Origin of the sequence: uncultured Devosia sp. (assembly GCF_964244875.1) — a bacterium.
Classification (GTDB): Bacteria; Pseudomonadota; Alphaproteobacteria; order Rhizobiales; family Devosiaceae; genus Devosia.
This window is the reverse complement of sequence record NZ_CAXTKA010000005.1, coordinates 1-21,936: the sequence shown is the minus strand read 5'-3', so window position 1 is coordinate 21,936 and position 21,936 is coordinate 1. Positions and strand designations below refer to the sequence as shown.

The following is a 21,936-nucleotide window of genomic DNA, read 5'->3' as shown; positions in this document are numbered from 1 at the left end:
AGGCTCGATCTCGCCAATGGCGCAGCACATCACTCTTGCCATGCCTGCACCTGGTCCAGCGTCAGCGCATCGCACCGGGTATAGATGCCGGCATATCCGTCCGTGATGGCTTCCCCACCGATATCGGCGCGCATCGATATGATCTGCATCTTGTCCTCGGGCACCTCTCCGGTATCGCCATTGGCCATGTTGATCTGCTGCGACACCGCCGTCAAAACGACAGTGTCCAGAAAATCCAGATCATAACCATGGCACCGCGCCGAGGCATAAAGCTCCACATCCTCGCTCGTCTCGGCTATCGGGGATGGATACTCGCGAAAATCCACCAGGGTACAGGCCAATTCGCCGCCAACCCAGATGCCCGTTCGCGGTGCGACCACGCTGGCCTGCAGCTCAAACAGCACGTTGGCGAAGTCGGCCTCCCCGGCTCGCTCGCACGCCGCCGGGTCCAACACATAGATCGCGTCGAACACATCCGCTGCCGTCGCCGAACCGACCCCCACCAGACAGATCGCCGTAACCAGAACCAGTTTCACGCTATCGCTTCCTCTGTACGCCGGGGGCCGCCACGCCATGGATCACTCCACCACCTTGGGCACCATGAAGAAATTGTCCTCGCTCAGCGGCGCATTGCTGACGATCTTTTCGGCATAGCCGCCATCGCTGATCACATCGTCGCGCCGGCGCAAACTCATCGGCGTCACCGACGTCATCGGCTCCACCCCGGTCACGTCCACCTCGCTCAATTGCTCGACAAACCCGAGAATCGCGTTGAGCTCGTCCTGATAGGCGGCAACCTCGCTCTCCTCGATACGGATGCGCGCCAGGCGTCCGATGCGCTTCACGGTTGCGGCGTCGACCGACATGGCTGTCTCCAGGCTTGGGAAGTGCTGCGCTTTTAACAACGGCTTTGCGCATTTGACAACGGATTAAACTTCCAGCGCCAGGCCCGGCTCCAGCGACACCAGCCCCGTCCCGTCCAATGACGTGCCGATAAGCGCGATGACCTGCTCCGCCGCCGCCTCGGGCCCCGCCACGGCAATCAGCTTGGGCCGCAGCCGCTCCAGAACCGTCGCCGCAAGCTCCGGGAGCGTCTCCGGCGCTCCCATGACGACGACCACCGCATTGCCCGTCCACCGGCCGATAGGCTCCACCGCACCCGTCACCAGCAGCAATGGCTGCTCGCCGATCGCATCCACCACGATCGCTCCCGCCCCGATTCGGTGCATCTGCACTTCGGTGTCATCGCCTGCATCCAGCAAGGCCCCTACCCGCCGCGGCATCCAATTGGCCGCAACCTGCCCCAACCCACCGTCGTCCAGCGCCACCACGCTGTCCGCTCCCGACAGCAATTCGGCCGGCTCGACCCCTTCGGGCGCCCCCGCCCCGTCGATCACCAGCATCTTGCCCCCGATATGCACCCGCATCGTGGTGCCGCCGAACCATGTTAATTTCATGCTGAAAATCCAGTCGCCAAGCCTGCCCGCAAACTATACGACGAGCCCTATGAGGCAAGAGACCGGCCGATGTCAGACGACCAATTCACCAATCCTCTCGCCGCCATTCCCCCGACCGGGCGCATCATGGGCCTGGACCTGGGCACCAAGACCATCGGCGTCGCCGTGTCCGACGGCATGCGCTATTCGGCGACCCCGCTCGAAACCATCAAGCGCACCAAATTCACTGCCGACGCCATCCGGCTGGACGAACTGATTGCCCAAAACGCCATCGTCGCCATCGTCCTGGGCCTGCCGCTCAACATGGACGGCTCCGAAGGTCCGCGCGTTCAATCCACCCGCGCCTTCGCCCGAAGCCTTGGCCAACGCATCACCCTGCCCATCGCCTTCTGGGACGAACGCCTTTCCACCAGCGCCGTGACCCGCATGATGATCCAGGCCGACCTCCGCCGCGACCGCCGCGCCGAGATCGTCGACAAACTCGCCGCCAGCTACATCCTGCAGGGCGCTCTGGACCGGCTAAGGCCGCGTTGAGACCGGCGTCTCCACAACCTCGCAATGATAACGTGCACCACGGTGAGAAACGGGGACGTGGATCGTCTCGGCGGCGCGGCTATCATAAAGGCCTTCGCATGCGTTGTAGCCTAGCCATTTAGGCCAAAGTTCGGTCCATTCGGCCACCAAGGTTCCCAAAACCAAAACGATGCCGACGACAATTCCGCCCAATAGCTGGCGCTTTAGCGCACTACTGCCGGTGATGGAGGAAGGGCTCTGTGACTCGTCTTGCATAAGGAATGACTATCACGCGGCCTAGGCAATTTCATGCAGATAGCGACTTCCATCGGCAGCACTTTGGAAATCCTCTTGCGGCGTTTCCATCCCTCCCTTAAACCCCACCAAACACCACGGATGGGAGCGCATGGCCCAAGCTTCGCCAGGCACAGCCTCGAATACTTCGCCCGCCTCCACCGGCGATTTCCCCCCATTCAGCCAGCGCCACCTGCTCTCCATCGCCGATCTCAAGCAGCACGAGATCGTCGATCTGCTCGATCGCGCCGATGCCATGGTCCCGGTCTCGCGCCAGGAGCGCAAGACGCTGCCGACCCTGTCCGGCAAAACCCAGATCAACCTCTTTTTCGAACCCTCCACCCGCACCCAGGGCTCGTTCGAGATCGCCGGCAAGCGCCTGGGCGCGCTGGTGATGAACATGTCGGTCAAGTCCAGTTCGCTCTCCAAGGGCGAGACGCTGATCGACACGGCCAGCACCCTCAATGCCATGCGCCCCGACGTCATCGTCGTGCGCCACTCCGCCGCCGGCGCCGTCGAACTGCTGTCCCAGAAGGTCGGCTGCGCCGTCATCAATGCCGGCGATGGGGCTCACGAACATCCCACCCAGGCCCTGCTCGACGCCCTCACCATCCGCCGCCACAAGGGCCGCATTGCCGGCCTCACCGTCGCTATCTGCGGCGACATCGCCAATTCCCGCGTCGTCCGCTCCAACCTGCTGCTGCTGGGCGCGCTCAACGTGCGCACCCGCGTCATCGCCCCCCGCAACCTCCTGCCCGCCGGCATCGAGGCACTGGCCACCGAGGTCTTCACCGACATGCGCGAGGGCCTGGCCGGTGCCGATGTGGTGATGATGCTGCGCCTGCAGCACGAGCGTGCCACTGGCCGCATGATCCCCTCGGTGCGCGAATACTACCGCTTCTACGGTCTCGATGCCGAAAAACTGGGCTTTGCCAAGCCCGACGCGATCGTCATGCATCCCGGCCCGATGAACCGCGGCGTCGAGATCGATCCCGCCATCGCCGATGGTGTGCAATCGGTCATCACCGAACAGGTCGAAATGGGCGTCGCCGTCCGCATGGCCGTGCTCGACGCGCTGTTGCCGGCCGGGGACCAGCCATGACACGGCCCGTCCTCATCGAAAACGCCCGCATTGTCGATCCCGCCTCCATGACCGATCGCCCCGGCGCCGTGCTGATTGAAAACGGTCTGATCACCGACAGTGTCCAGGGCGGCCCGGTCGGCGTTCCCAATGGAGCCGAGGTGATCGACGCCAGGGGGCTGATTCTCGCGCCCGGCCTCATCGACATGCGCGTCTTTACCGGCGAGCCCGGAAAGGAATACCGCGAAACCCTGCAATCGGCCGGCGACGCCGCCGCTGCCGGTGGCATTACCAGCTTCGTCATGATGCCCGACACAACGCCGGTGGTCGACGACAGCGCACTGATCGATTTTCTCATCCGCCGCGCCAAGGCCACCAGCAAGGTCAATGTTCTGCCCGCCGCCGCCATCACCAAGGGCCTCGGCGGCAGCGAAATCACCGAATTTGGCCTGCTGCAGGAAGCCGGCGCCGTTTGCCTGACCGATGGCCGTCGCTCGATCCAGTCCAATTCGCTGCTGCGCACCGCCTTCAGCTACGCCGCCAATTACGACATGCAGATCATCCATCACGTGTCCGACCACGACCTGACTGGCGACGGCGTGATGAACGAGGGCCTGTTCGCCACCGTTCTGGGCCTGCGCGGCATTCCGCTTGAAGCCGAAACCATCCCTCTCGCCCGCGACTTGCAGCTCGCCGTCCTCACCAGCACCCGGTACCACGCCGCCCAGATTTCCACCGCCTATTCGGCCTCCCTGGTCCGCGAAGCCAAGCGCCGCTCCAGAACCATCACCTGCGGCGTCTCCATCAATAATCTCTCGCTCAACGAAAACGACATCGGCCGTTACCGCACCTTCTTCAAGCTCGCGACACCCCTTCGCACCGAAGACGACCGCCGAGCTATGATCGAGGGCCTCCGCTCTGGCGTCATCGACACCATCCATTCCGATCACGACCCCCAGGACTCCGAGGTCAAGCGCCAGCCCTTCGCCGAGGCCTCGGACGGCGCCATCGGCCTCGAAACCCTGCTCGCCGCCGCCCTGCGCCTGGTTCATTCCGGCGATGTCGACCTGATGACCGTGTTGCGCGCCATGACCTTCCGCCCCGCCCAAATCCTGGGCCTGCCCTCGGGCCGCATCGCCAAGGGCGCACCAGCGGACCTGATTCTGTTCGATCTCGACTATCCCTGGCAGGTCGCCGAACGCGATTTCCGCTCCCGTTCCCGCAACACCGCCTTCGAAGGCGCCCGCCTTGCCGGCAAGGTCATGCGCACCATCGTGGGCGGTGTGTCGGTGCATACCCATACCGAATAGAATCGCGCGACCACCCCCACCTAACCTCCCCCTGCGGAGGGGGAGGAACCATTCCGTGATCTGCAACAGATCGTGCCACCACCTCAGTCTGTCCCTCCCCCTCCCAGGGGGAGGCTAGGTGGGGGTGCGCCGCCCACCAAGTCCCCCGGCATCAAACCTTCCTTCCCCTCCCTCTTGTGGAAAGGGCCAACGTGAGGGTAGTTCTTACCAACAATCGGGGGACATCGCGTGCCGGCAACCTACGTCTATTTCCTTTACGCCGCCGTCGCCGGCTATCTGTGCGGCTCAGTTCCCTTCGGCCTGTTGCTGACCCGCGCTGCGGGCCTGGGTGACGTCCGCGCCATCGGCTCGGGGAGTATCGGCGCGACCAACGTGCTGCGCACCGGCAATCGCTGGCTGGCTGCCGCCACGCTCATTCTGGATGCGGCAAAAGCCGCGCTGCCGGTGCTCTTCGCCCGCTATTTCTGGGGCGAACAGGCCGCCCTGCTCTGTGCCATCTTCGCCTTTCTCGGCCATTGCTTTCCGGTCTGGCTCAATTTCAAAGGCGGCAAGGGTGTCGCCGTGATGATCGGCTCGCTGCTGGCCCTAGCCTGGCCCGTGGGGCTGATCTTCTGCGCCGTCTGGTTGGTTATCGCCTTCGCCCGCAAGATCAGCTCGCTGGCCGCTTTAACCGCCGCTGCTACCGCGCCGATCTTTGCCTATGTCGTGGTGGATGAATGGCTGGCCGCCACGGCGGCCGTACTGGCGCTCCTGCTGTTCTACCAGCATCGCGCCAATATTGTGCGCTTGCTCAACGATACCGAACCCCGGATCGGATCGGAAAAAAAAGCCTCGACACCATGACCGCGCTGGCGCCGGGCCTGGCCCTGACGCGGTCGCAGCGCACCGCCTGGCTGCGCCTGATCCGCACTGAAAATGTCGGTCCCGTCACCTTTCGGCAATTGCTTAACCGCTTCGGTTCGGCCGAAGCCGCCATCGACGCCCTGCCCGGCCTGCTCAAGCGCACCGGCAGCACGCCGCGCATCGCCACCCAGGCGCAGGCCTAGGACGAACTGGCTGGCCTGGAGCGCTACGGCGCCCGCCTCGTCGCTACCGGCGAGGCCGACTATCCTGACTTGCTCAATTACATCCCCGCCTCGCCGCCGCTGGTCACCATGGCCGGCGGCCAGACGCTGGACTGGCAGCGCACTGTCGGCATTGTCGGCGCCCGCAACGCCTCCTCCGCCGGCATCAAGATGACGCGCACTCTGGCGCTTGATCTGGGCGAGCGCGGCTACACCATCGTGTCCGGCCTGGCCCGCGGCATTGATACCGCCGCCCATAAGACCAGCCTTGCGACCGGCACCATAGCCGTCCTCGCCGGCGGCTTCGACAAGATCTATCCCGACGAAAACATCCCCCTTGCCCATGACATTCTCGACCAGGGCGGCGCCCTGCTCACCGAAATGCCGCTGGGCTGGGAGCCGCGCGCCCGCGATTTTCCCCGTCGCAATCGCCTTGTCTCGGGCCTGTCGCTCGGCATCGTGGTGGTGGAAGCCGCCAAGCGCAGCGGCTCCCTGATCACCGCGCGCCTTGCGCTCGAGCAAAACCGCGACGTCTTCGCTGTCCCAGGCTCCCCGCTCGATCCGCGCGCCGAAGGCGGCAACGCCCTCATCCAGCAAGGCGCCAGGCTTATCACCAACGCCGCCGACATCATCGAAACGCTGGGCTCCGCCGATCCCTCCCGCAACGCCCTGTTCGATCCCGATTGGGAGCCAGATTTCACCGAGCGCGAACCCGTCGAACCGCCTAGCGATACCGACAAGGCCCGCCTCCTCTCCGCCCTCAGCACCACCCCCGTGGAGGTGGACGAGATCATCCGCCAGACCGGCCTGTCGGTCGGCGCCATGCAGATGCTGCTGCTCGAACTCGACCTCGCCGGACAAATCGAATGGTCCAGCGGCCAGCTGGTCGCCCTGCGATATAAGTAATGCGCCGTCATCCCCGACCAACCACAACGTCATTTCCGCGACCGCGGGAGCCGCATTCTTCGCGCCACGAGCAACTTCACAACTCTGGATTCCTGCCTATCGCGGCACTATCATACCCCGCCCGCACCACCTCAGGGGGAGGCTGGCGTTGCGGCATTTGGGGGAAAGCATATGCCAAGAATTTCCAATCTGTTTTTCAAGACTGCCGTCGTTTTTCTGCTCGTCGGCATCGGCATCGGCCTCAAGATGTCAATCAGCCAAAACCATGACGTCATCGGCGCCCATGCGCACATCAACCTCCTGGGCTGGGTCACCAGCGCCATTTTCGGTGGTTACTACGCGCTCAATCCGGCCAAAGCCGCCAGCGGCCTCGCCATGGCGCACTACCTCGTCTATACCGCAGGCGTGGCGATCATGGGCGTCTCGCTCTACTTGCTGCTCCAGGGCAATCTGGCGTTCGAAGGCGTCGTAGCGGTCAGCTCGCTGATAACGCTCGCTGGCGTGCTGATCTTTGCCTGGGTCCTGTTTGCGCCTGAAGGCTCCGCCGCTCGCGCTGTTCCGGCCGAGTAGCGCTTTCGCCTCCCGGTACCATCGTCCGGGAGGCATCATTTTCCTCTTTCAAAGAGAGAGCATCACGCACCCGCATTTCATCCCGTTGACACCGCCGCTCGCCTTCACCATGTTGCGCCACCTTGAAGAGTGCAGTTGCGGATTGGGTTGTTCATGAAGGTCGTGGTCGTTGAGAGTCCGGCTAAAGCCAAGACAATCAACAAATATTTGGGCTCGGGCTACGAAGTCCTGGCCAGCTTCGGCCATGTCCGCGACCTGCCGGCCAAGGACGGTTCGGTCCGTCCTGACGAAGATTTCGCCATGTCCTGGGAGGTCGACACGGCCTCTAGGAAACGTATTTCCGACATCGCCAATGCCCTAAAAGGGGCCGACGAGTTGATCCTCGCCACCGACCCGGATCGCGAAGGCGAAGCCATTTCGTGGCACGTCCTTGACGTGCTGCGCCAGAAAAAGGCGATCAGGAAGGACGTCCCCGTCCGCCGCGTGCTGTTCAACGCCATCACCAAGGATGCCGTGACCGCCGCCATGGCCATCCCGCGCGATATCGACCAGCCGCTGGTCGATGCTTACCTGGCGCGCCGCGCGCTCGATTACCTCGTTGGCTTCACGCTGTCGCCCATTCTTTGGCGCAAGCTTCCCGGCTCGCGCTCGGCTGGCCGTGTGCAATCGGTCGCTTTGCGCATCGTTTGCGACCGCGAATCCGAGATCGAAAAATTCAAGCCCGACGAATACTGGTCGGTCGAAGCCAAGCTGGCGCAAAACGGTAAGTCCTTCCTCGCCCGCCTCTACGCCGTCGATGGCAAGAAGACCGACAAGCTTGCCATCAAAACCGGCGAAAACGCTGCCGAACTCAAGGCGCTGATCGAAGCCGGCCAGTTCAACGTCGCCGCCGTCGACAAGAAGCCCACCAAGCGCAACCCCTACGCGCCCTTCACCACATCGAGCCTGCAGCAGGACGCATCGTCGCGGCTCGGCCTGTCGCCATCCCGCACCATGCAGATCGCCCAACGCCTCTACGAGGATGGGCTGATCACCTATATGCGAACCGACGCCGTGCAAATGTCGCCCGAAGGCATCGCCATGGCCCGCAGCGCCATCGGCAAGCTCTATGGCGGCGATTACCTGCCCGAAAAGGCCCGCATCTACCAGACCAAGGCCAAGAACGCCCAGGAGGCCCACGAGGCCATCCGCCCCACCGACATGTTCAAGAAGCCGGAAAACCTGCAACTCGATGCCGACCGGGCCAAGCTCTATGGCCTGATCTGGCGCCGCACCCTTGCCTCGCAGATGAAATCCGCCGAAATCGACCGCACCACGGTCGATATCGCCGTCAACGTGCCTGGCCGCGCCGTTGAACTGCGCGCCATCGGCTCGGTCGTCACCTTCCCGGGCTTCCTCGCGCTCTATGGCGTCGAGGCCAAGTCCGACGAGGAAGAGGTCGACGAGGACAGCCGCGAACTCCCCGCCCTTGCCGTCGGCGACAAGCCCACGCTGCAGGCCGTCGACATCGAGCAGCATTTCACCCAGCCGCCGCCCCGCTACTCCGAGGCCAGCCTGATCAAGAAGATGGAGGAACTCGGCATCGGCCGTCCCTCCACCTATGCCGCCACCCTGACCACGCTCAAGGACCGCGACTACGTCAAGCTCGAAGGCAAGGCCCTGCATCCCGAGGATCGCGGCCGCATCGTCACCGCCTTCCTCGAAAGCTTCTTCAACCGCTATGTCGAATACGGCTTCACCGCCGGGCTCGAGGAACAACTCGACCAGGTTTCGGCCGGCGAAATCGACTACAAGACCGTGCTGCGCGATTTCTGGACCGAGTTCTCGCGCCACACGGCCGAGATCAAGGACCTGCGCGTCACCGAAGTGCTCGACGCGCTCAATGACCTGCTGCAAGACCATATCTTCCCGCCCAAGCCGGATGGCGGAGATCGTCGCCTCTGCCCCACCTGCGGCACCGGCCAGCTCTCGCTCAAACTGGGCAAATACGGCGCCTTCATTGGCTGCTCGAACTATCCCGAATGCAAGCATACCATGCAGTTGTCGGACGCTGCCACCGGCCAGTCCTCCGAAGCAGCCGCCGGCGACGGCATCCTCGGCACCGATCCCGAATCGGGCGAAGAAGTCCACCTCAAGACTGGCCGCTTCGGCCCCTATGTCCAACTCGGCGACGGCAAAGAGCCCAAGCGCTCGTCCCTGCCCAAGGGCTGGGAACCTGCAGCCTTGACGCTCGACAAGGCCCTGCAACTGCTCTCCCTGCCCCGCGATGTTGGCCTGCATCCCGATGGCGGCCTGCCCATCGTTGCGGGCCTCGGCCGCTATGGCCCCTTCATCCTGCATGACGGCAAATATGCCAACCTGCCTGATGTCGAGGAAATCTTCACCGTCGGCCTGAACCGCGCTGTCGACCTGCTGGCTCAAAAAGCCGCTGGTGGCTTCAAGCGCGCCGGCACTGTCGCCGCCATTGCCACCTTCGAGCACGACAACGGCCCCATCACGGTCCGCGGCGGCAAATACGGCCCCTATGTCAACCAGGGTAAGATCAACGCCACCCTCCCCAAGGACCTGCCGCCAGAGGCCGTGACCCTGGATCAGGCCCTCGCCCTGATCGCCGCCCGCGCCGAGGCGACTGGCACGAAGGTGAAAAAAGCGCCTGCCAAGAAGGCCGCCGCCAAAAAGCCGGCCGCGGCAAAAAAAGCGCCAGCCAAAAAAGCAGCCCCGAAGAAGATCGTCGCCGACGAAGACGTCCCGTTCTAGCCATCGTCGAGCCGTGAGCTTGGCGATGCTCGGGTGCGAACCTGCCAGTCTCAAACCAGCGATTTCACGAAATCGGTAAAGCTCGATGCCAGCGGCACGGTGCCGAAATCGACGCTGAAAAACGCCACGCCAGGATTGTCGTAGTCCTCGCGGTAGTTGAAGCAATAGACATCGCCGCCAATGTCCGCGGCGAATGGGATGATCCCCTTGTCGATTACGCCCGTCCATGGAAGTTGAGCCGCCACGATGTTGCTGACGATCGGCGATGCCTCAAAATGCAACAGATGGGCAAGCGCCGTCACGAACCCGTTGGGCAAAACAACATTTGCGGGCACCGGCGCGGCTCCCTGATGCAGCGCGGCGATCGCCAGGAAATCGGGCGGCAAGTTGACCCGCAACCGATTCTCGGCTGTTTTGACCGCTTCGGGCGAAGCCGGATGTGGATTGCTGATCGCGCCGTCGACCCAGTCTACCATCTGATTTACGCTCCGCTTTTCCGTTCCCGGCCCGAACTAATCCCGGATTCGGGTGGTTCGCGGGCAAGCAATACGACCTGCCTCAGCCGATGACCGTCTCTATCACGCTCATCCAGTTCCTCATCGCAATCTTGCCCACCAGCGCCTCCCCATACCCCTTGTCCAACAGCGCCTGCAGCAAGATCTGCACCCCCCGCACATCTCCGATCGCGTTCGGCATCATCGCTCCATCGAAATCCGACCCCAGCGCCACCCCGTCCTCGCCCAGCGCCTCCACCAGCGCATCGACATGGCGCACCATCACCTCGATATCGGTATCGGCGATGAACTTTCCGTCCGGCCGCAGGAATCCCACGGCAAAGTTCAGCCCCACCACGCCGCCGCTTTCCGCGATCGCCGCCAATTGCCAATCCACCAGATTGCGCGCATGTGGACAGATCGCATGCACATTGGAATGCGTCGCCACCAGCGGCTTGTCGCTCAGCGCCGCCACATCGCGGAACCCGGCCGCATTGAGATGCGACACGTCCAGCATCACCCCCATGCGGTTGCAGGCCCGCACCAGGTCTTTGCCCGCATCGGTCAACCCCGGCCCGATATCGGGGTCGACATTGTGCCGGAACGGCACCCCGGTCGCGAACGCGTTCTGCCGGCTCCACACCAGCCCCAATGAGCGCAGCCCGGCCGCATAAAGCACGTCCAATGCGCGCAGATCGGTATCGATCGCCTCGGCGCCCTCGATATGGAAGATCGACGCCAGCGTCCCCGCCGCGATCGCCCCCCGCACGTCTTCCGCGCTCCGGCAAATCGCCAGCGCTCCGGCCTGCTCCAGCCGCAACAGAATAGACGCCATGCCCTGGGTCGAGGCCTGCGCATCCGCCCAGGCCAGTTGTGGCGGCAGGGTTTCCGCAAGCGCTACCGAACTTCCCGGATTGCTCTGCGCCCCGCTTGGTAGCGGCGGCGGAAATATCGCAAAGAACCCTCCCGCCATGCCACCGGCCCTGGCCCGCGGCAAATCGATATGCGCCCCCGCCATTCCTTCGATAAACGGCCGCTCCTTCTCGGTCCCCGCCGCCATCCACAGCTTGAGCAAGGTATCGTTGTGGCCGTCAAAGAATGGAATATTGGGCATGAAGAAACCTGACAAAATTATAGCGCCCATTGATATGGGCAACCGCGCCGCAGAGCCACCCGTTACCGCGACAGCTCACAAGCCCATGAATTAGCGAATCCCGCCCCGATACCCTACATATCCATCATGCCCAGCAAAAAACCTGCTCCCAGAACCCCTCGCACCTCCGGCCCCAAGCGCCCGCGCTTGGCCGCTGCCGGCGAACTGCCCACGCGCGAGCAACTGCTCGAGGCCCTGGCCAATACCGACGACATCAAGGGCAAGCGCGACCTTGCCAAGGTCTTCGGCATTCGCGGCGACCTGCGCCGCCCGTTCAAGGCCATGCTGGCCGAACTCGACGGCGAAGGCGTCATCACGCGGACGCGCAAAGCTCTGCGTCGCACCGCCGCTTTGCCCGCGGTCACCGTGCTCGATATCCCGGCTGATGCCGATCCGGAAAACCTGCACGCTTTCCCGGCCCAGTGGAACGAGGAGGAAGGCGAGCGCCCCCGCGTCGCCGTGCTGGGGGGCCGCGACGCCCGCGTGGCGCCCGCTCCCGGCGACCGGATCCTGGCGCGCATCGATGCCGGCGACGCCGATATTCCCGCCTATACCGCCAAGGCGATGAAAATCCTCGACAAACCCCGCCGCGGCCATATCGGCATCGTGCGCCTCGATAATGAAGGCGCCCGCCTGGTTCCGGTCGATCGCAAGCAAAAGGAAATGCGCATTCCCCTGGGCGATTTGCTGACCGCCGGCGAGGGCGATCTCGTCGAGGTCGAGGTCAAGCTGTCCGGCCGCCTGATGATCCCCCGCGCCAAGGTCACCGCCGTCATCGGCAATCCGGCCTCCGAAGGCGCCATCAGCCTGATCGCCATCCACAATCTGGAAATCCCCTTTCGTTTTCCCCCTTCGGTCATCCGCGATGCCGAGGAGGCCAGGGAAGCCACGCTCAAGGGCCGCGAGGATTGGCGCGACCTGCCTTTGGTCACCATCGATCCGGCCGACGCCAAGGATCATGACGACGCAGTCTATGCCCAGCCCGACGCGGACGAAAAAAACCTCGGCGGCCACATTGTTTATGTCGCCATCGCCGACGTCGCCGGCTATGTCCGCCCCGGCACTGCACTCGACCGCGAAGCCTACCTCCGAGGCAATTCGGTCTATTTCCCCGACCGAGTCGTGCCCATGCTGCCCGAGCGCATCTCCAACGATTTGTGCTCGCTTCGGCAGGGCGAGCCGCGCGCCGCACTCGCCGTGCGCCTGGTGTTCGACAAAGGCGGCAACAAGCTCGGCCACAGCTTCCACCGCATCCTGATGCGCTCGGCCGCCAAGCTCAGCTACCAGCAGGCACAAGCCGCCATCGATGGCCACCCGGACGATCAGACCGGCCCGCTTCTGGAACCCATTCTCAAGCCGCTCTACGCCGCCTACGCGGCCATGGCCAAGGCCCGCGATCAGCGCGGCCCGCTCGACCTCGACCTGCCCGAGCGCAAGATCATTCTGGACGGCAAGGGCATGGTCAAGGACATCCGCGTCCCCGAACGCCTCGCTGCCCATCGCCTGATCGAGGAAATGATGATCGCCGCCAACGTTGCCGCCGCCCAGGCGCTCGAGGCGAAAAAGACACCCCTGCTCTATCGCGTCCACGACGTTCCCAGCGCCGAAAAACTGCAGGCGCTGCGCGAATTCCTGGGGTCGCTCGACATTTCGGTCAAGAAGTCCGATGCCGTCCGCGCCAGCGATTTCAACGGCATCCTGGCCCAGGCGCGCAAGGCCGGCAATGTCGAGCAGATCTCCGAAATGGTGCTGCGCTCCCAGGCCCAGGCCGAATATTCGGCCGACAATTACGGCCATTTCGGTCTCAATCTGCAACGGTACGCCCACTTCACCTCTCCCATCCGCCGCTATGCCGATCTGATCGTCCACCGGGCCTTGGTCAAGGCGCTCGGGCTGGGCGACGATGGGCTGAGCGACAACGAAGCCCAGAAACTGCCCGGCATCGCCCAGCACATCTCCTCCACTGAACGCCGCGCCATGCTGGCCGAACGCGAAACCGCCGATCGCCTGCTCGCCCAGTTCCTTGCCGGCCAGATCGGGGCGCGCTTTGAAGGCCGCATCTCGGGCGTTACCCGTTCGGGCCTGTTCGTCCGGCTGCGCGAGACCGGCGCTGACGGTTTCATCCCCGCCTCCACCCTGGGGCAGGATTTCTACCGCTACGAGCAAGGCCAGCAGGCCATGATCGGCGACCGGACCGGCGAAAAATTCACCCTTGGTGACACGGTCACTGTGCGCCTCCTCGAAGTCGCTCCCGTGGCCGGCGCGTTGCGTTTCGAGCTGTTGTCGGAGGGCGTCCGCGTCAATGCGTCATCTGCTCAGCGTGCAACAAAGCGCCCATCCAAAAGTTACGGCTCCAAGGCGCGCGGCAGGAGGGGATAAGATGCCAGTTCAGGTCAACACCCAGCAGGATCGCAGCGTCGCGCAAGCGATGTGGCGCGGCGTCGTGTGCAAATGCCCGAACTGCGGTGAGGGCAGGCTGTTCCGCACCTATCTCAAGGTCGTCGACACCTGCCCGGTGTGCAGCGAAAACCTGTCCTATCATCGTGCCGACGACTTCCCGCCCTATATTGCCATCATGATCGTCGGTCACCTTCTGGTAGCCCTCATGCTGCACATGGAAATGGCTTGGCACGTCAACCCCATGGTGTACCTCTATACCCTGCTGCCTCTGGCCATCATCCTGCCCCTGGCCATCCTGCCATCCGTTAAAGGCGCCATCGTTGGCCTGCAATGGGCCGCCCGCATGCACGGCTTCGATCCCGCCCATCGGGCCTGACGGTCTTGAGTGCGACTGGGCATCGGCCGGATGAAATTCAGGTCGGTACCAGTCGAAAATGGTGGTTCGAGCATCGGAGCGGAGCGCACACCAGGTCCGTAAGCACCGAAGTGCAGAAAGCCGCCATTTGCAGGCGGCTCCAACCTGAATCTCGCCGGCCGACTTGACAATCTGCGGCAAATCCGTAGGTTGCGCCCAAATTCAAGCGCTGCCCCGTTGCCGCGCCTTTGCCCTGTTAGGATTCACAAATGGCCAAAGCCGCTTCCGTCAAGATCAAGCTCGTGTCGACGGCTGATACTGGCTTTTACTACGTCACCAAGAAGAACGCCCGCACCCAGACCGAAAAACTTTCCTACAAGAAGTACGATCCGGTTGCGCGCAAGCATGTCGAGTTCAAGGAAGCCAAGATCAAGTAATCCTGGCGCCAAATTGTGTACCAAAAATCAAAAGCCCCGCATCATCGATGCGGGGCTTTTGTGTTGCTCGTGACGTGAGCTTTGGAGTGCAATTCTGGTAAACCACGCGCTCGTGGCGAAATTTAGATGCCTCCCCCTTGGAGGAGGGTGTGGCTGATCCGGAGCGGCATGTCGAAGAGGCCACTCTATCCGCTACCGGATCAGCCGCCCTACGGACCCAGGTGTTGCGGCGGACCCGGGTGACCGTAAGGAACTCTAACCAAAACACTCTAGCGTCGTGTCTTGGCGTTGAGATGACGTTTACGCCGACTCCCGGAAAACTCAAGTTAAACCGGGCCTTACGACCCGCTAATGCTTTGTTAAGTATAAGGGATAACCCTAATGGCACCGCCGCGGGTCAAGCCGCGTCGAACACGACGCGATTGCGGCCTTCGCGCTTGGCCCGATACAGCGCCACGTCGGCCCGCTTGATCAAAGTCTCGGCCGTATCGTCCACGCTCTCTTGCAGTGTCACGCCCACCGAGACGGTCACCGTCAACGGCCGCGACGCGCCCACTTCAAAGCCTCGTTCTGCCACCGCCTCGCGCACCCGCTCCGCCACCGCCTCGGCCTGGCGAAAATCGGTATCGGGCATCAGCACCACGAATTCTTCTCCGCCAAACCGGCATGCCAGGTCGACGCCGCGAATATTGCGCTTCAACCGCAGCGAAAACTCCTTCAGCACCGCATCCCCGATATCGTGGCCGTGTCCATCATTGACCGCCTTGAAGTGATCGATATCGAGCAGCATCACCGCCATGTCGCGATCCTGCGCCTGTGCCTTGCTCAGCATCACGCCCAGATGCCGGTCGAAATAGCGCCGGTTGTAAAGCCCGGTCATGTCGTCGGTCACCGCCAGCGCCATCGTGTTGTTGACGCTCTGGCGCAATTCCAGCCCATAGCGATGCCGCCGGATTTGCGTGCGCACCCGCGCCGCCAGCTCATTGCGCTCCACCGGGCGGGAGATGAAATCGTTGACCCCCAGGTCCAGCGCCCGGACCACCCGCGGCTTGTCGGCCTCGTCCGCCACGAGGATGATCGGCAGCGTCCTGGTATGCTCCAGCGTCCGGATTTGCGAGCAGACCCGCAGCGGATCGAAATCATCCAGCGCCATCGATACCAGCGCCAGTTCGTAATGCGACCCCGTCACCTGGAACACCGCATCGGCCGGCTGGATCAATATATCGACCTTGTGGGCCGGCGTCAGATAGCCCTTGATGCGTTCGGCATGCCGCTGGTCGGTATCCACGATCAGGATCGATCCACCCTCCGTGGTGATCTGGTCCATCGCCCGCAATGCGTCCTCGATGGCGATCTGCTGGCCCGTCAGCGCCCGGTCGCGCAACTCGTCGGTCAGCGATTTGAGGCGCACCAGGCTTTTCACCCGCGCCATCAGCTGCATGTCGTCGACCGGCTTGGTCAGGAAATCGTCAGCGCCGACCTCGAGCCCCCTGACGCGGTCCGACGGCTGGTCCAGCGCCGTCACCATGAGCACCGGCAAGTGATGCGTCTTCGGATTGGCCTTGAGCCGCTTGCAGACCTCGAAGCCGTCCATATCGGGCATCATCACATCGAGCAGCACGATGTCGACATCCGAGGTGTTGCAGATCTCGAGCGCCTGCGGACCATTGGTGGCGGTGACCACGTCATAATATTCCGCTGTCAGCCGCGCTTCGAGCAGCCGCACATTGGTCGGAATATCGTCGACGATGAGTACGCGTGCGGTCAAAGTCGGGCCCCAATTACGGCCTGGTCCTGCAGCGTCCACCACAACGGTCCAGCCTGGCGCTGAAAGGCCGTTTGCAAACGCCTTCTGGTGGCCTCAGATGACCGCCATAGCGTGGTACAGGAGCGTTTCAGGCAGGTCCAATGTAGCGGGCAATAGTTTCCAAAAAGTGAGGTACGGAAATCGGTTTACTAATGTAACCTTCACATCCGCCTTGCAAAATCCGCTCCTCGTCGCCCTTCATCGCAAATGCGGTTACCGCGATGACCGGGATATGGGCCAGCTCGTCATCGTCCTTGAGCCATTTGGTCACCACCAGTCCCGACACTTCGGGCAATTGAATGTCCATCAGGATCAGGTCGGGCCGATGCGCCCGCGCCAGATCCAGCGCCTCCATCCCGTTCCGGGTCTGGATCACCGCATAGCCGCGCGATTCGAGCAGATCGTTGAAGAGCTTCATGTTCAGCTCATTGTCTTCCACGATCATGACTGTCTTGGGCATGAATCCTCACTTGCGCCTTGTCGGCACTGGCAGCGCTTCGTTTTGCCACGCGTTTCAGCTAACATTGAATCTCTTACGAAACGTCAAATGAGCGCGCCGGTGCCCATCCACAAGTCCGTCCCCCTGAGCCCGCCGGCCCTGGCTGAGCTTTGCCTGGCCTATCTGGCCGAACATACCGACGAATTGCTGCGCTTCATGGATGTCGCCGGCTACGCGCCCGCATCGCTGCGCACTTCGGTGGGGTCCATTCAGTTGCAGCGCGGCCTCATCGACTACTTTGCCTCAAACGAATCGATTCTGCTCGCTCTCTGCGCCAACGCCGCCATCACGCCCGAGGCATTCATGCGCGTCTGGGCAAAACTGAACCCGGCGGGATGACATGGCCGCGCCCTGGCTCTGCCGCGACTGTCTGGAATGCGGGCAAGCCGCTACCGCCCCGATGCGCTGCCCCGCCTGCGGCTCCCCCCGGATTCGCAGCCATGCCGAATTGTTCGCGCTCACCATCGCCCATGTCGACTGTGATGCCTTTTACGCCTCGGTGGAAAAGCGCGACGACCACAGCCTGCGCGACAAGCCGCTGATCATCGGCGGCGGCACTCGCGGTGTCGTTTCCACCTGCTGCTACATTGCCCGCCAGTTCGGCGTCCGCTCCGCCATGCCGATGTTCCAGGCGCGCAAGCTGTGCCCCCACGCCACCATCATCAAGCCCAACATGGCCAAATATGTCGATGTCAGCCGCCGAATTCGCGGCTACATGGATGCGCTGACGCCCCTGGTCGAACCTCTTTCCATCGACGAAGCCTTTCTCGATCTCACCGGCACCCAGGCCCTGCACAAGGCCCCGGCCGCCCTGGTTCTCGCCCGCTTCGCCAAAGCCGTCGAAACCGATATCGGCGTCTCCATCTCGGTTGGCCTCAGTCACAACAAGTTCCTTGCCAAGCTCGCCTCCGACCTCGACAAACCGCGTGGCTTTGCCGTCATCGGGTCCGCCGAAACCCTCGGCTTCCTCGCCCCCAGACCGATCAGCATGATCTACGGCGTCGGCAAGGTCTTCACCGAAACCCTGCGCAAGGATGGCCTCGTCACCATCGGCCAGTTGCAGGAAGAGCCGCCGGCGAACCTGATGCGCCGCTATGGCGAAATGGGCGCCCGCCTCGCCCGCCTGTCGCGCGGCCAGGACAGCCGCCGCATTTCCAGCGACGCAGCGATGAAAACCATCTCGTCCGAAACCACCTTCAACACCGATATTGCCACGCTCGACGCCCTGTCCACCCAATTGCTGCAGGTCACCGAACGCCTCTCGGAACGCCTCAAGGCCAAGACCATCGTCGGCGACACCGTAACGCTCAAGCTGAAATCCGCCGGCTTTCGCACCCGCACCCGCGCCCGCCATCTGATGATTCCCACCCAATTGGCCAATGTCATCTACGAGGCCGGCCTGCAATTGCTGGCGCGGGAAGTCGACGGCACGGCGTTCCGGCTGATCGGCGTCGGCGTTTCCGGCCTCGAAGTCGCCGACGGCACCGATCCGGCCGACCTGCTCGAGCCCGCGATTGCCCGAAAAGCTGCTGCCGAACGCGCCATGGATCGCGTTCGCACCCGCTTCGGGCGTGACGCCGTGGTGCGAGGCAAGCTATACAAGCTCAAGCCGGTCACCGATCCGGCCGAGGCCGACGCCAGTCCGGAACAAGCCCTGGACCTGTCCGAACACGAGCAAACCCAAGGTAAGCCGCGATGACCAGCCCGATCGAAAAGCTCCGAGAATACGGCTACGAACTCCCCGCCCCCAAGCCCCCCGTCGCCAGCTACGTGCCCATCACCCGCACTGGCAACGTAGTTTACGTCTCGGGCCAGATTTCCAGCGGCGAAGGTGGCGTGGTCACCGGCCGGCTCGGCGAAAACATGAATGTCGTGCAGGGCGGCAACGCCGCCGAACTCTGCGCCGTCAACATCCTGGCCCAGATCGTTCATATCGGCGGCTTTCGCCTCGAGGACATCAAGCGCGTCCTCAAGCTGACGGTCCTCGTCGCCTCCGATCCCGAATTTTTCGAGCAGCACCTGGTCGCCAACGGCGCCTCCAATCTCCTGGTCGGCGTCCTCGGCGACAAAGGCAAACACGCCCGCGCCGCCTTCGGTGTCGTGGCCTTGCCCTTTGGCGCCGCAGTGGAAATTGATGCGGTGATCGAGGTCGAGGGCTAACACAACCCTCACCCTAACATTTCTGCTGAACGCAGAAATGTCTGTCCCTCTCCCACAAGGGGAGAGGGGTGATGACTGAGAACTCTCGGCTCTCTCCCCTTCTCCCCCCGTGGGAGAAGGTGCCCGAAGGGCGGATGAGGGGCGTAACACCCCCGTCACAATCCCCTGCCACACGAGACCCCTCCCATTCCGATGAGGTCCCCCATGACCACCGCCCTTTTCCCCCGCCCCATCGCCCATCGCGGCCTGCATGACCGCGCCGCCGGCATCATCGAAAACAGCGCCACCGCTTTCGAAGCCGCAATCGCCGCCGACTTCTCCATCGAATGCGACCTGCAATTGACCAGTGACGGCGTCCCGGTGGTCTTCCACGACGACGATCTCGAACGTCTCACCGGCAAGACCGGCCCCGTCTCCGCCATTGCCTCCATCGATCTCACCGCCACCCCCCTGCTCGGCAGCATGACCGCCGATTGCCCGCAGCGCCTGACCGATTTCCTCGCCCAGATCGACGGCCGCACTCTCCTGCAGATCGAGCTCAAGCATCAGCGCGATGTCGCCGGTACCCAGCTTCTCGCCCGCGCCACCGCCGAACTGCTCAAAGCCTATGCTGGCCCCGTCACCATCGAATCCTTCGATCCCAACCTGCTCACCCAGATCCGCCAGTTCGGCTTCACCGGTCCGCGCGGCATCATCACCTATGACTACGAGCCCAGCGATGCGGATGCCGGCCTGACCGACGAGCAGCGTTATACCCTGCGCCACCTGCTGCACTGGCACGAAACGCACTTCGATTTCATTTCCTGCGACAAGGACGCGCTGGACCTGCCCGCCATCAAGTTCTGGCGAGCCCTCGGCAAACCCGTGACCGCCTGGACCATTCGCAGTAAGGTTGAAGCCGAGGCCGCCCGGCCCCATGTTGACCAGATCGTTTTTGAAGGCTTCGACCCGCTCCTTGCCAGCTAGTTCCTACACGCCCACCATTCACCCGAGCACCGCGGCAATTCCCGCTGCGGTCTGGAACAGCCTTGTTCCCTCTACGCTTGGCAAACCCGACAATCCTTTCCTCGATCATGCCTTTTTCCTCGCCCTCGAACAGTCCGGCTGCGCCACCGGCCGCACCGGCTGGCAGCCGCAACATATCACCGTCGCCGGAGCGGACGGCACGCCGGCCGGCCTGATGCCGCTGTTTCTCAAATCCCACTCCATGGGCGAATATGTCTTCGACCACGGCTGGGCCAATGCGCTTGAGCGTGCCGGCGGCAGCTATTACCCCAAGCTGCAATGCTCGGTGCCGTTTACGCCGGCAACCGCGCCCAAGCTTCTGGTACCTTCCGGTGACGCCAACATCACGGCCGCCTTGCTGGCTGCCGCCCGGCAACTCGCCGACCAGCGCGACGCTTCCTCGGTCCACGCCACCTTCGTGCCCCAGGCCGAAGCCGATGCCATCGAGGCCGACGGCTGGCTCAAGCGCGTCGATACCCAGTTCCATTGGCACAATGAAGGGTTTGCAAGTTTCGACGACTTCCTCGAAACCCTGTCGTCGCGCAAGCGCAAGACCATCCGCCGCGAACGCCGCGATGCCCTGGCCGATGGCCTGACCGTCAAGTGGCTGACCGGCCCGGACCTGATGGAACACCATTGGGACGCGTTCTATGATTTTTACGAAGACACCGGCGCCCGCAAATGGGGCCGCCCCTATCTCAACCGCAAGTTCTTTTCGCTCCTGAACCAGACCATGGCCGACCGCATCGTCCTGATGCTGGCCTATGACGGCCCCACCCCCATTGCGGGCGCCATCAACTTCCTCGGTTCGGACCGCATTTTCGGCCGCAACTGGGGCGCCATCCGCGAAGTCCCGTTCCTCCATTTCGAGCTCTGCTACTACCAGGCCATCGATTTCGCCATCGCGCACAAACTCAACGTGGTCGAAGCCGGCGCCCAGGGCGAACACAAACTCGCGCGCGGCTACGCCCCTGCCCCCACCTATTCCGTCCACTGGATCGCCCACCCCGGCCTGCGCACCGCCATCGCCGACTTCCTCGAACACGAACGCGCCTCGGTCGAAGAGCAGCAGGAACTGCTCGACCACTACACCCCCTTCCGCAAGGGCGAACGCACCGACAAATAACAGCGCCCCGCGGCAGGCGCCGCTCGACAGCACTTCAGCACGACCAAGTTTGATCTGATCTCACGCCACGAGTGGCGCACCCTCTTCCCCTCCCAGGGGACTGCACAGCGTCCCGCAGGGCAAATCGCTCCTGTACAACGATTTGAGCGATGAAGGCCATGAGAGCTATGCTCGAATAACAAAGGGTGGGGGTTTCGTTTGGCCCCGATCTGTCAGCTCTCTCGCCTCGCCTTGCACAATCCCGCCCACCCACGGTGTCACCCCGGCGCCGGCCGGTACCCATCCCGAGATGCACCCCGGCCGCAAGGTGTCTGTAACAACCCGACATCGTGGCTCCGTGCACCCCCACCCATCCTCCCCCTGGCAGGGGGAGGAGCGGCCCGGTGGGTGGAACTGGGATCGAGACCCTGACCAAGTGATTGAACTGGATCGTGTCCCGCGAGTGGCGGGACCTCCTCCCCCTGCCAGGGGGAGGCCGGGTGGGGGTCCTTGTTCACCCCCGATCCATCCCCTCTATCCCCCTTCTCCCCACCCCCGATGCCCTGCGC

General features: G+C 63.4%; 21 protein-coding genes and 1 pseudogene. 15 read left to right on the top strand and 7 right to left on the bottom strand.

What is annotated here, in order from left to right:
• Positions 1-29: 29 nt before the first annotated feature.
• From ACFE8X_RS07700 to ACFE8X_RS07690, 3 genes are all read right to left on the bottom strand, one after another.
• The gene (locus tag ACFE8X_RS07700; RefSeq protein ID WP_375450875.1) at positions 30-536 is read right to left on the bottom strand and encodes a hypothetical protein; all 507 of its coding nucleotides are present in this window, start codon (positions 534-536) and stop codon (positions 30-32) included.
• 42 nt (positions 537-578) lie between these two features.
• Entirely contained in the window at positions 579-866 is a 288-nt protein-coding gene (gene gatC / locus ACFE8X_RS07695; RefSeq protein WP_375450874.1) for an Asp-tRNA(Asn)/Glu-tRNA(Gln) amidotransferase subunit GatC, read from the bottom strand.
• Positions 867-929: 63 nt separating this feature from the next.
• Positions 930-1,457, bottom strand: coding sequence for a hypothetical protein (locus ACFE8X_RS07690; protein ID WP_375450873.1), 528 nt, complete (start codon positions 1,455-1,457; stop codon positions 930-932).
• Positions 1,458-1,526: 69 nt separating this feature from the next.
• Here ACFE8X_RS07690 and ruvX point away from each other — a divergent pair, with 69 nt between their 5' ends.
• From ruvX to topA, 7 genes and pseudogenes are all read left to right on the top strand, one after another.
• The gene (gene ruvX, locus ACFE8X_RS07685) at positions 1,527-1,991 is read left to right on the top strand and encodes a Holliday junction resolvase RuvX (protein WP_375450872.1); all 465 of its coding nucleotides are present in this window, start codon (positions 1,527-1,529) and stop codon (positions 1,989-1,991) included.
• Positions 1,992-2,376: 385 nt separating this feature from the next.
• The gene (locus ACFE8X_RS07680) at positions 2,377-3,366 is read left to right on the top strand and encodes an aspartate carbamoyltransferase catalytic subunit (protein ID WP_375450871.1); all 990 of its coding nucleotides are present in this window, start codon (positions 2,377-2,379) and stop codon (positions 3,364-3,366) included.
• Complete coding sequence (gene pyrC / locus ACFE8X_RS07675; RefSeq protein WP_375450870.1) at positions 3,363-4,655, top strand: dihydroorotase; 1,293 nt, start codon at positions 3,363-3,365, stop codon at positions 4,653-4,655. The genes ACFE8X_RS07680 and pyrC overlap by 4 nt, the downstream gene beginning before the upstream one ends.
• 228 nt (positions 4,656-4,883) lie before the next feature.
• Positions 4,884-5,498 carry a glycerol-3-phosphate 1-O-acyltransferase PlsY gene (gene plsY, locus ACFE8X_RS07670; protein WP_375450869.1) on the top strand — a complete coding sequence of 205 codons (615 nt, stop codon included), beginning with the start codon at positions 4,884-4,886 and terminating at the stop codon, positions 5,496-5,498.
• Positions 5,495-6,625 (top strand): annotated as a pseudogene (gene dprA, locus ACFE8X_RS07665) (DNA-processing protein DprA). The gene plsY and the pseudogene dprA overlap by 4 nt, the downstream one beginning before the upstream one ends.
• 171 nt (positions 6,626-6,796) lie before the next feature.
• Entirely contained in the window at positions 6,797-7,195 is a 399-nt protein-coding gene (locus ACFE8X_RS07660) for a hypothetical protein (RefSeq protein ID WP_375450868.1), read from the top strand.
• Positions 7,196-7,348: 153 nt separating this feature from the next.
• Positions 7,349-9,952 carry a type I DNA topoisomerase gene (gene topA / locus ACFE8X_RS07655; RefSeq protein WP_375450867.1) on the top strand — a complete coding sequence of 868 codons (2,604 nt, stop codon included), beginning with the start codon at positions 7,349-7,351 and terminating at the stop codon, positions 9,950-9,952.
• A gap of 50 nt (positions 9,953-10,002) precedes the next feature.
• On the opposite strand, the gene ACFE8X_RS07650 is transcribed toward topA, so the two are convergent.
• Positions 10,003-10,428, bottom strand: a complete 426-nt coding sequence (locus tag ACFE8X_RS07650) for an SMI1/KNR4 family protein (RefSeq protein ID WP_375450866.1) — start codon at positions 10,426-10,428, stop codon at positions 10,003-10,005.
• A gap of 82 nt (positions 10,429-10,510) precedes the next feature.
• On the bottom strand, positions 10,511-11,560 hold the full coding sequence (locus ACFE8X_RS07645; RefSeq protein WP_375450865.1) for a dipeptidase: 1,050 nt from the start codon (positions 11,558-11,560) through the stop codon (positions 10,511-10,513).
• Positions 11,561-11,746: 186 nt separating this feature from the next.
• Here ACFE8X_RS07645 and rnr point away from each other — a divergent pair, with 186 nt between their 5' ends.
• From rnr to rpmG, 3 genes are all read left to right on the top strand, one after another.
• A complete protein-coding gene (gene rnr / locus ACFE8X_RS07640) occupies positions 11,747-13,978 on the top strand; it encodes a ribonuclease R (protein WP_375450864.1) in 2,232 nt (743 codons plus the stop codon).
• A gap of 1 nt (position 13,979) precedes the next feature.
• Positions 13,980-14,375 carry a DUF983 domain-containing protein gene (locus ACFE8X_RS07635; RefSeq protein ID WP_375450863.1) on the top strand — a complete coding sequence of 132 codons (396 nt, stop codon included), beginning with the start codon at positions 13,980-13,982 and terminating at the stop codon, positions 14,373-14,375.
• Between the two features lie 248 nt (positions 14,376-14,623).
• Positions 14,624-14,791, top strand: a complete 168-nt coding sequence (rpmG, locus tag ACFE8X_RS07630; RefSeq protein ID WP_375450862.1) for a 50S ribosomal protein L33 — start codon at positions 14,624-14,626, stop codon at positions 14,789-14,791.
• A gap of 397 nt (positions 14,792-15,188) precedes the next feature.
• Here rpmG and ACFE8X_RS07625 read toward each other — a convergent pair whose 3' ends face one another.
• Both ACFE8X_RS07625 and ACFE8X_RS07620 read right to left on the bottom strand, forming a co-directional pair.
• On the bottom strand, positions 15,189-16,559 hold the full coding sequence (locus ACFE8X_RS07625) for a PleD family two-component system response regulator (protein ID WP_375450861.1): 1,371 nt from the start codon (positions 16,557-16,559) through the stop codon (positions 15,189-15,191).
• Between the two features lie 127 nt (positions 16,560-16,686).
• Positions 16,687-17,058 carry a response regulator gene (locus tag ACFE8X_RS07620; protein ID WP_299723993.1) on the bottom strand — a complete coding sequence of 124 codons (372 nt, stop codon included), beginning with the start codon at positions 17,056-17,058 and terminating at the stop codon, positions 16,687-16,689.
• 87 nt (positions 17,059-17,145) lie between these two features.
• Here ACFE8X_RS07620 and ACFE8X_RS07615 point away from each other — a divergent pair, with 87 nt between their 5' ends.
• The 5 genes from ACFE8X_RS07615 to ACFE8X_RS07595 all read left to right on the top strand — a co-directional run bounded on the left by ACFE8X_RS07615 (position 17,146) and on the right by ACFE8X_RS07595 (position 21,388).
• Entirely contained in the window at positions 17,146-17,436 is a 291-nt protein-coding gene (locus ACFE8X_RS07615) for a DUF3572 family protein (protein ID WP_375450860.1), read from the top strand.
• A 1-nt stretch (position 17,437) separates the two neighbouring features.
• Positions 17,438-18,796 carry a DNA polymerase IV gene (locus tag ACFE8X_RS07610; protein ID WP_375450859.1) on the top strand — a complete coding sequence of 453 codons (1,359 nt, stop codon included), beginning with the start codon at positions 17,438-17,440 and terminating at the stop codon, positions 18,794-18,796.
• A complete protein-coding gene (locus tag ACFE8X_RS07605) occupies positions 18,793-19,257 on the top strand; it encodes a RidA family protein (protein WP_375450858.1) in 465 nt (154 codons plus the stop codon). The genes ACFE8X_RS07610 and ACFE8X_RS07605 overlap by 4 nt, the downstream gene beginning before the upstream one ends.
• 204 nt (positions 19,258-19,461) lie before the next feature.
• The gene (locus ACFE8X_RS07600; protein ID WP_375450857.1) at positions 19,462-20,223 is read left to right on the top strand and encodes a glycerophosphodiester phosphodiesterase family protein; all 762 of its coding nucleotides are present in this window, start codon (positions 19,462-19,464) and stop codon (positions 20,221-20,223) included.
• Positions 20,213-21,388: a GNAT family N-acetyltransferase gene (locus ACFE8X_RS07595; RefSeq protein ID WP_375450856.1), complete on the top strand. Its 1,176-nt coding sequence runs from the start codon at positions 20,213-20,215 to the stop codon at positions 21,386-21,388. The genes ACFE8X_RS07600 and ACFE8X_RS07595 overlap by 11 nt, the downstream gene beginning before the upstream one ends.
• The last annotated feature ends 548 nt before the right edge of the window (positions 21,389-21,936 follow it).

Coding starts and splice junctions, on each gene's coding strand:
- gatC (WP_375450874.1), bottom strand. CDS start 866: ATGTCGGTCGACGCCGCAACCGTGAAGCGCATCGGACGCCTGGCGCGC.
- ACFE8X_RS07690 (WP_375450873.1), bottom strand. CDS start 1,457: ATGAAATTAACATGGTTCGGCGGCACCACGATGCGGGTGCATATCGGG.
- ruvX (WP_375450872.1), top strand. CDS start 1,527: ATGTCAGACGACCAATTCACCAATCCTCTCGCCGCCATTCCCCCGACC.
- ACFE8X_RS07680 (WP_375450871.1), top strand. CDS start 2,377: ATGGCCCAAGCTTCGCCAGGCACAGCCTCGAATACTTCGCCCGCCTCC.
- pyrC (WP_375450870.1), top strand. CDS start 3,363: ATGACACGGCCCGTCCTCATCGAAAACGCCCGCATTGTCGATCCCGCC.
- ACFE8X_RS07660 (WP_375450868.1), top strand. CDS start 6,797: ATGCCAAGAATTTCCAATCTGTTTTTCAAGACTGCCGTCGTTTTTCTG.
- topA (WP_375450867.1), top strand. CDS start 7,349: ATGAAGGTCGTGGTCGTTGAGAGTCCGGCTAAAGCCAAGACAATCAAC.
- ACFE8X_RS07650 (WP_375450866.1), bottom strand. CDS start 10,428: ATGGTAGACTGGGTCGACGGCGCGATCAGCAATCCACATCCGGCTTCG.
- ACFE8X_RS07645 (WP_375450865.1), bottom strand. CDS start 11,560: ATGCCCAATATTCCATTCTTTGACGGCCACAACGATACCTTGCTCAAG.
- ACFE8X_RS07635 (WP_375450863.1), top strand. CDS start 13,980: ATGCCAGTTCAGGTCAACACCCAGCAGGATCGCAGCGTCGCGCAAGCG.
- rpmG (WP_375450862.1), top strand. CDS start 14,624: ATGGCCAAAGCCGCTTCCGTCAAGATCAAGCTCGTGTCGACGGCTGAT.
- ACFE8X_RS07620 (WP_299723993.1), bottom strand. CDS start 17,058: ATGCCCAAGACAGTCATGATCGTGGAAGACAATGAGCTGAACATGAAG.
- ACFE8X_RS07615 (WP_375450860.1), top strand. CDS start 17,146: ATGAGCGCGCCGGTGCCCATCCACAAGTCCGTCCCCCTGAGCCCGCCG.
- ACFE8X_RS07610 (WP_375450859.1), top strand. CDS start 17,438: ATGGCCGCGCCCTGGCTCTGCCGCGACTGTCTGGAATGCGGGCAAGCC.
- ACFE8X_RS07605 (WP_375450858.1), top strand. CDS start 18,793: ATGACCAGCCCGATCGAAAAGCTCCGAGAATACGGCTACGAACTCCCC.
- ACFE8X_RS07600 (WP_375450857.1), top strand. CDS start 19,462: ATGACCACCGCCCTTTTCCCCCGCCCCATCGCCCATCGCGGCCTGCAT.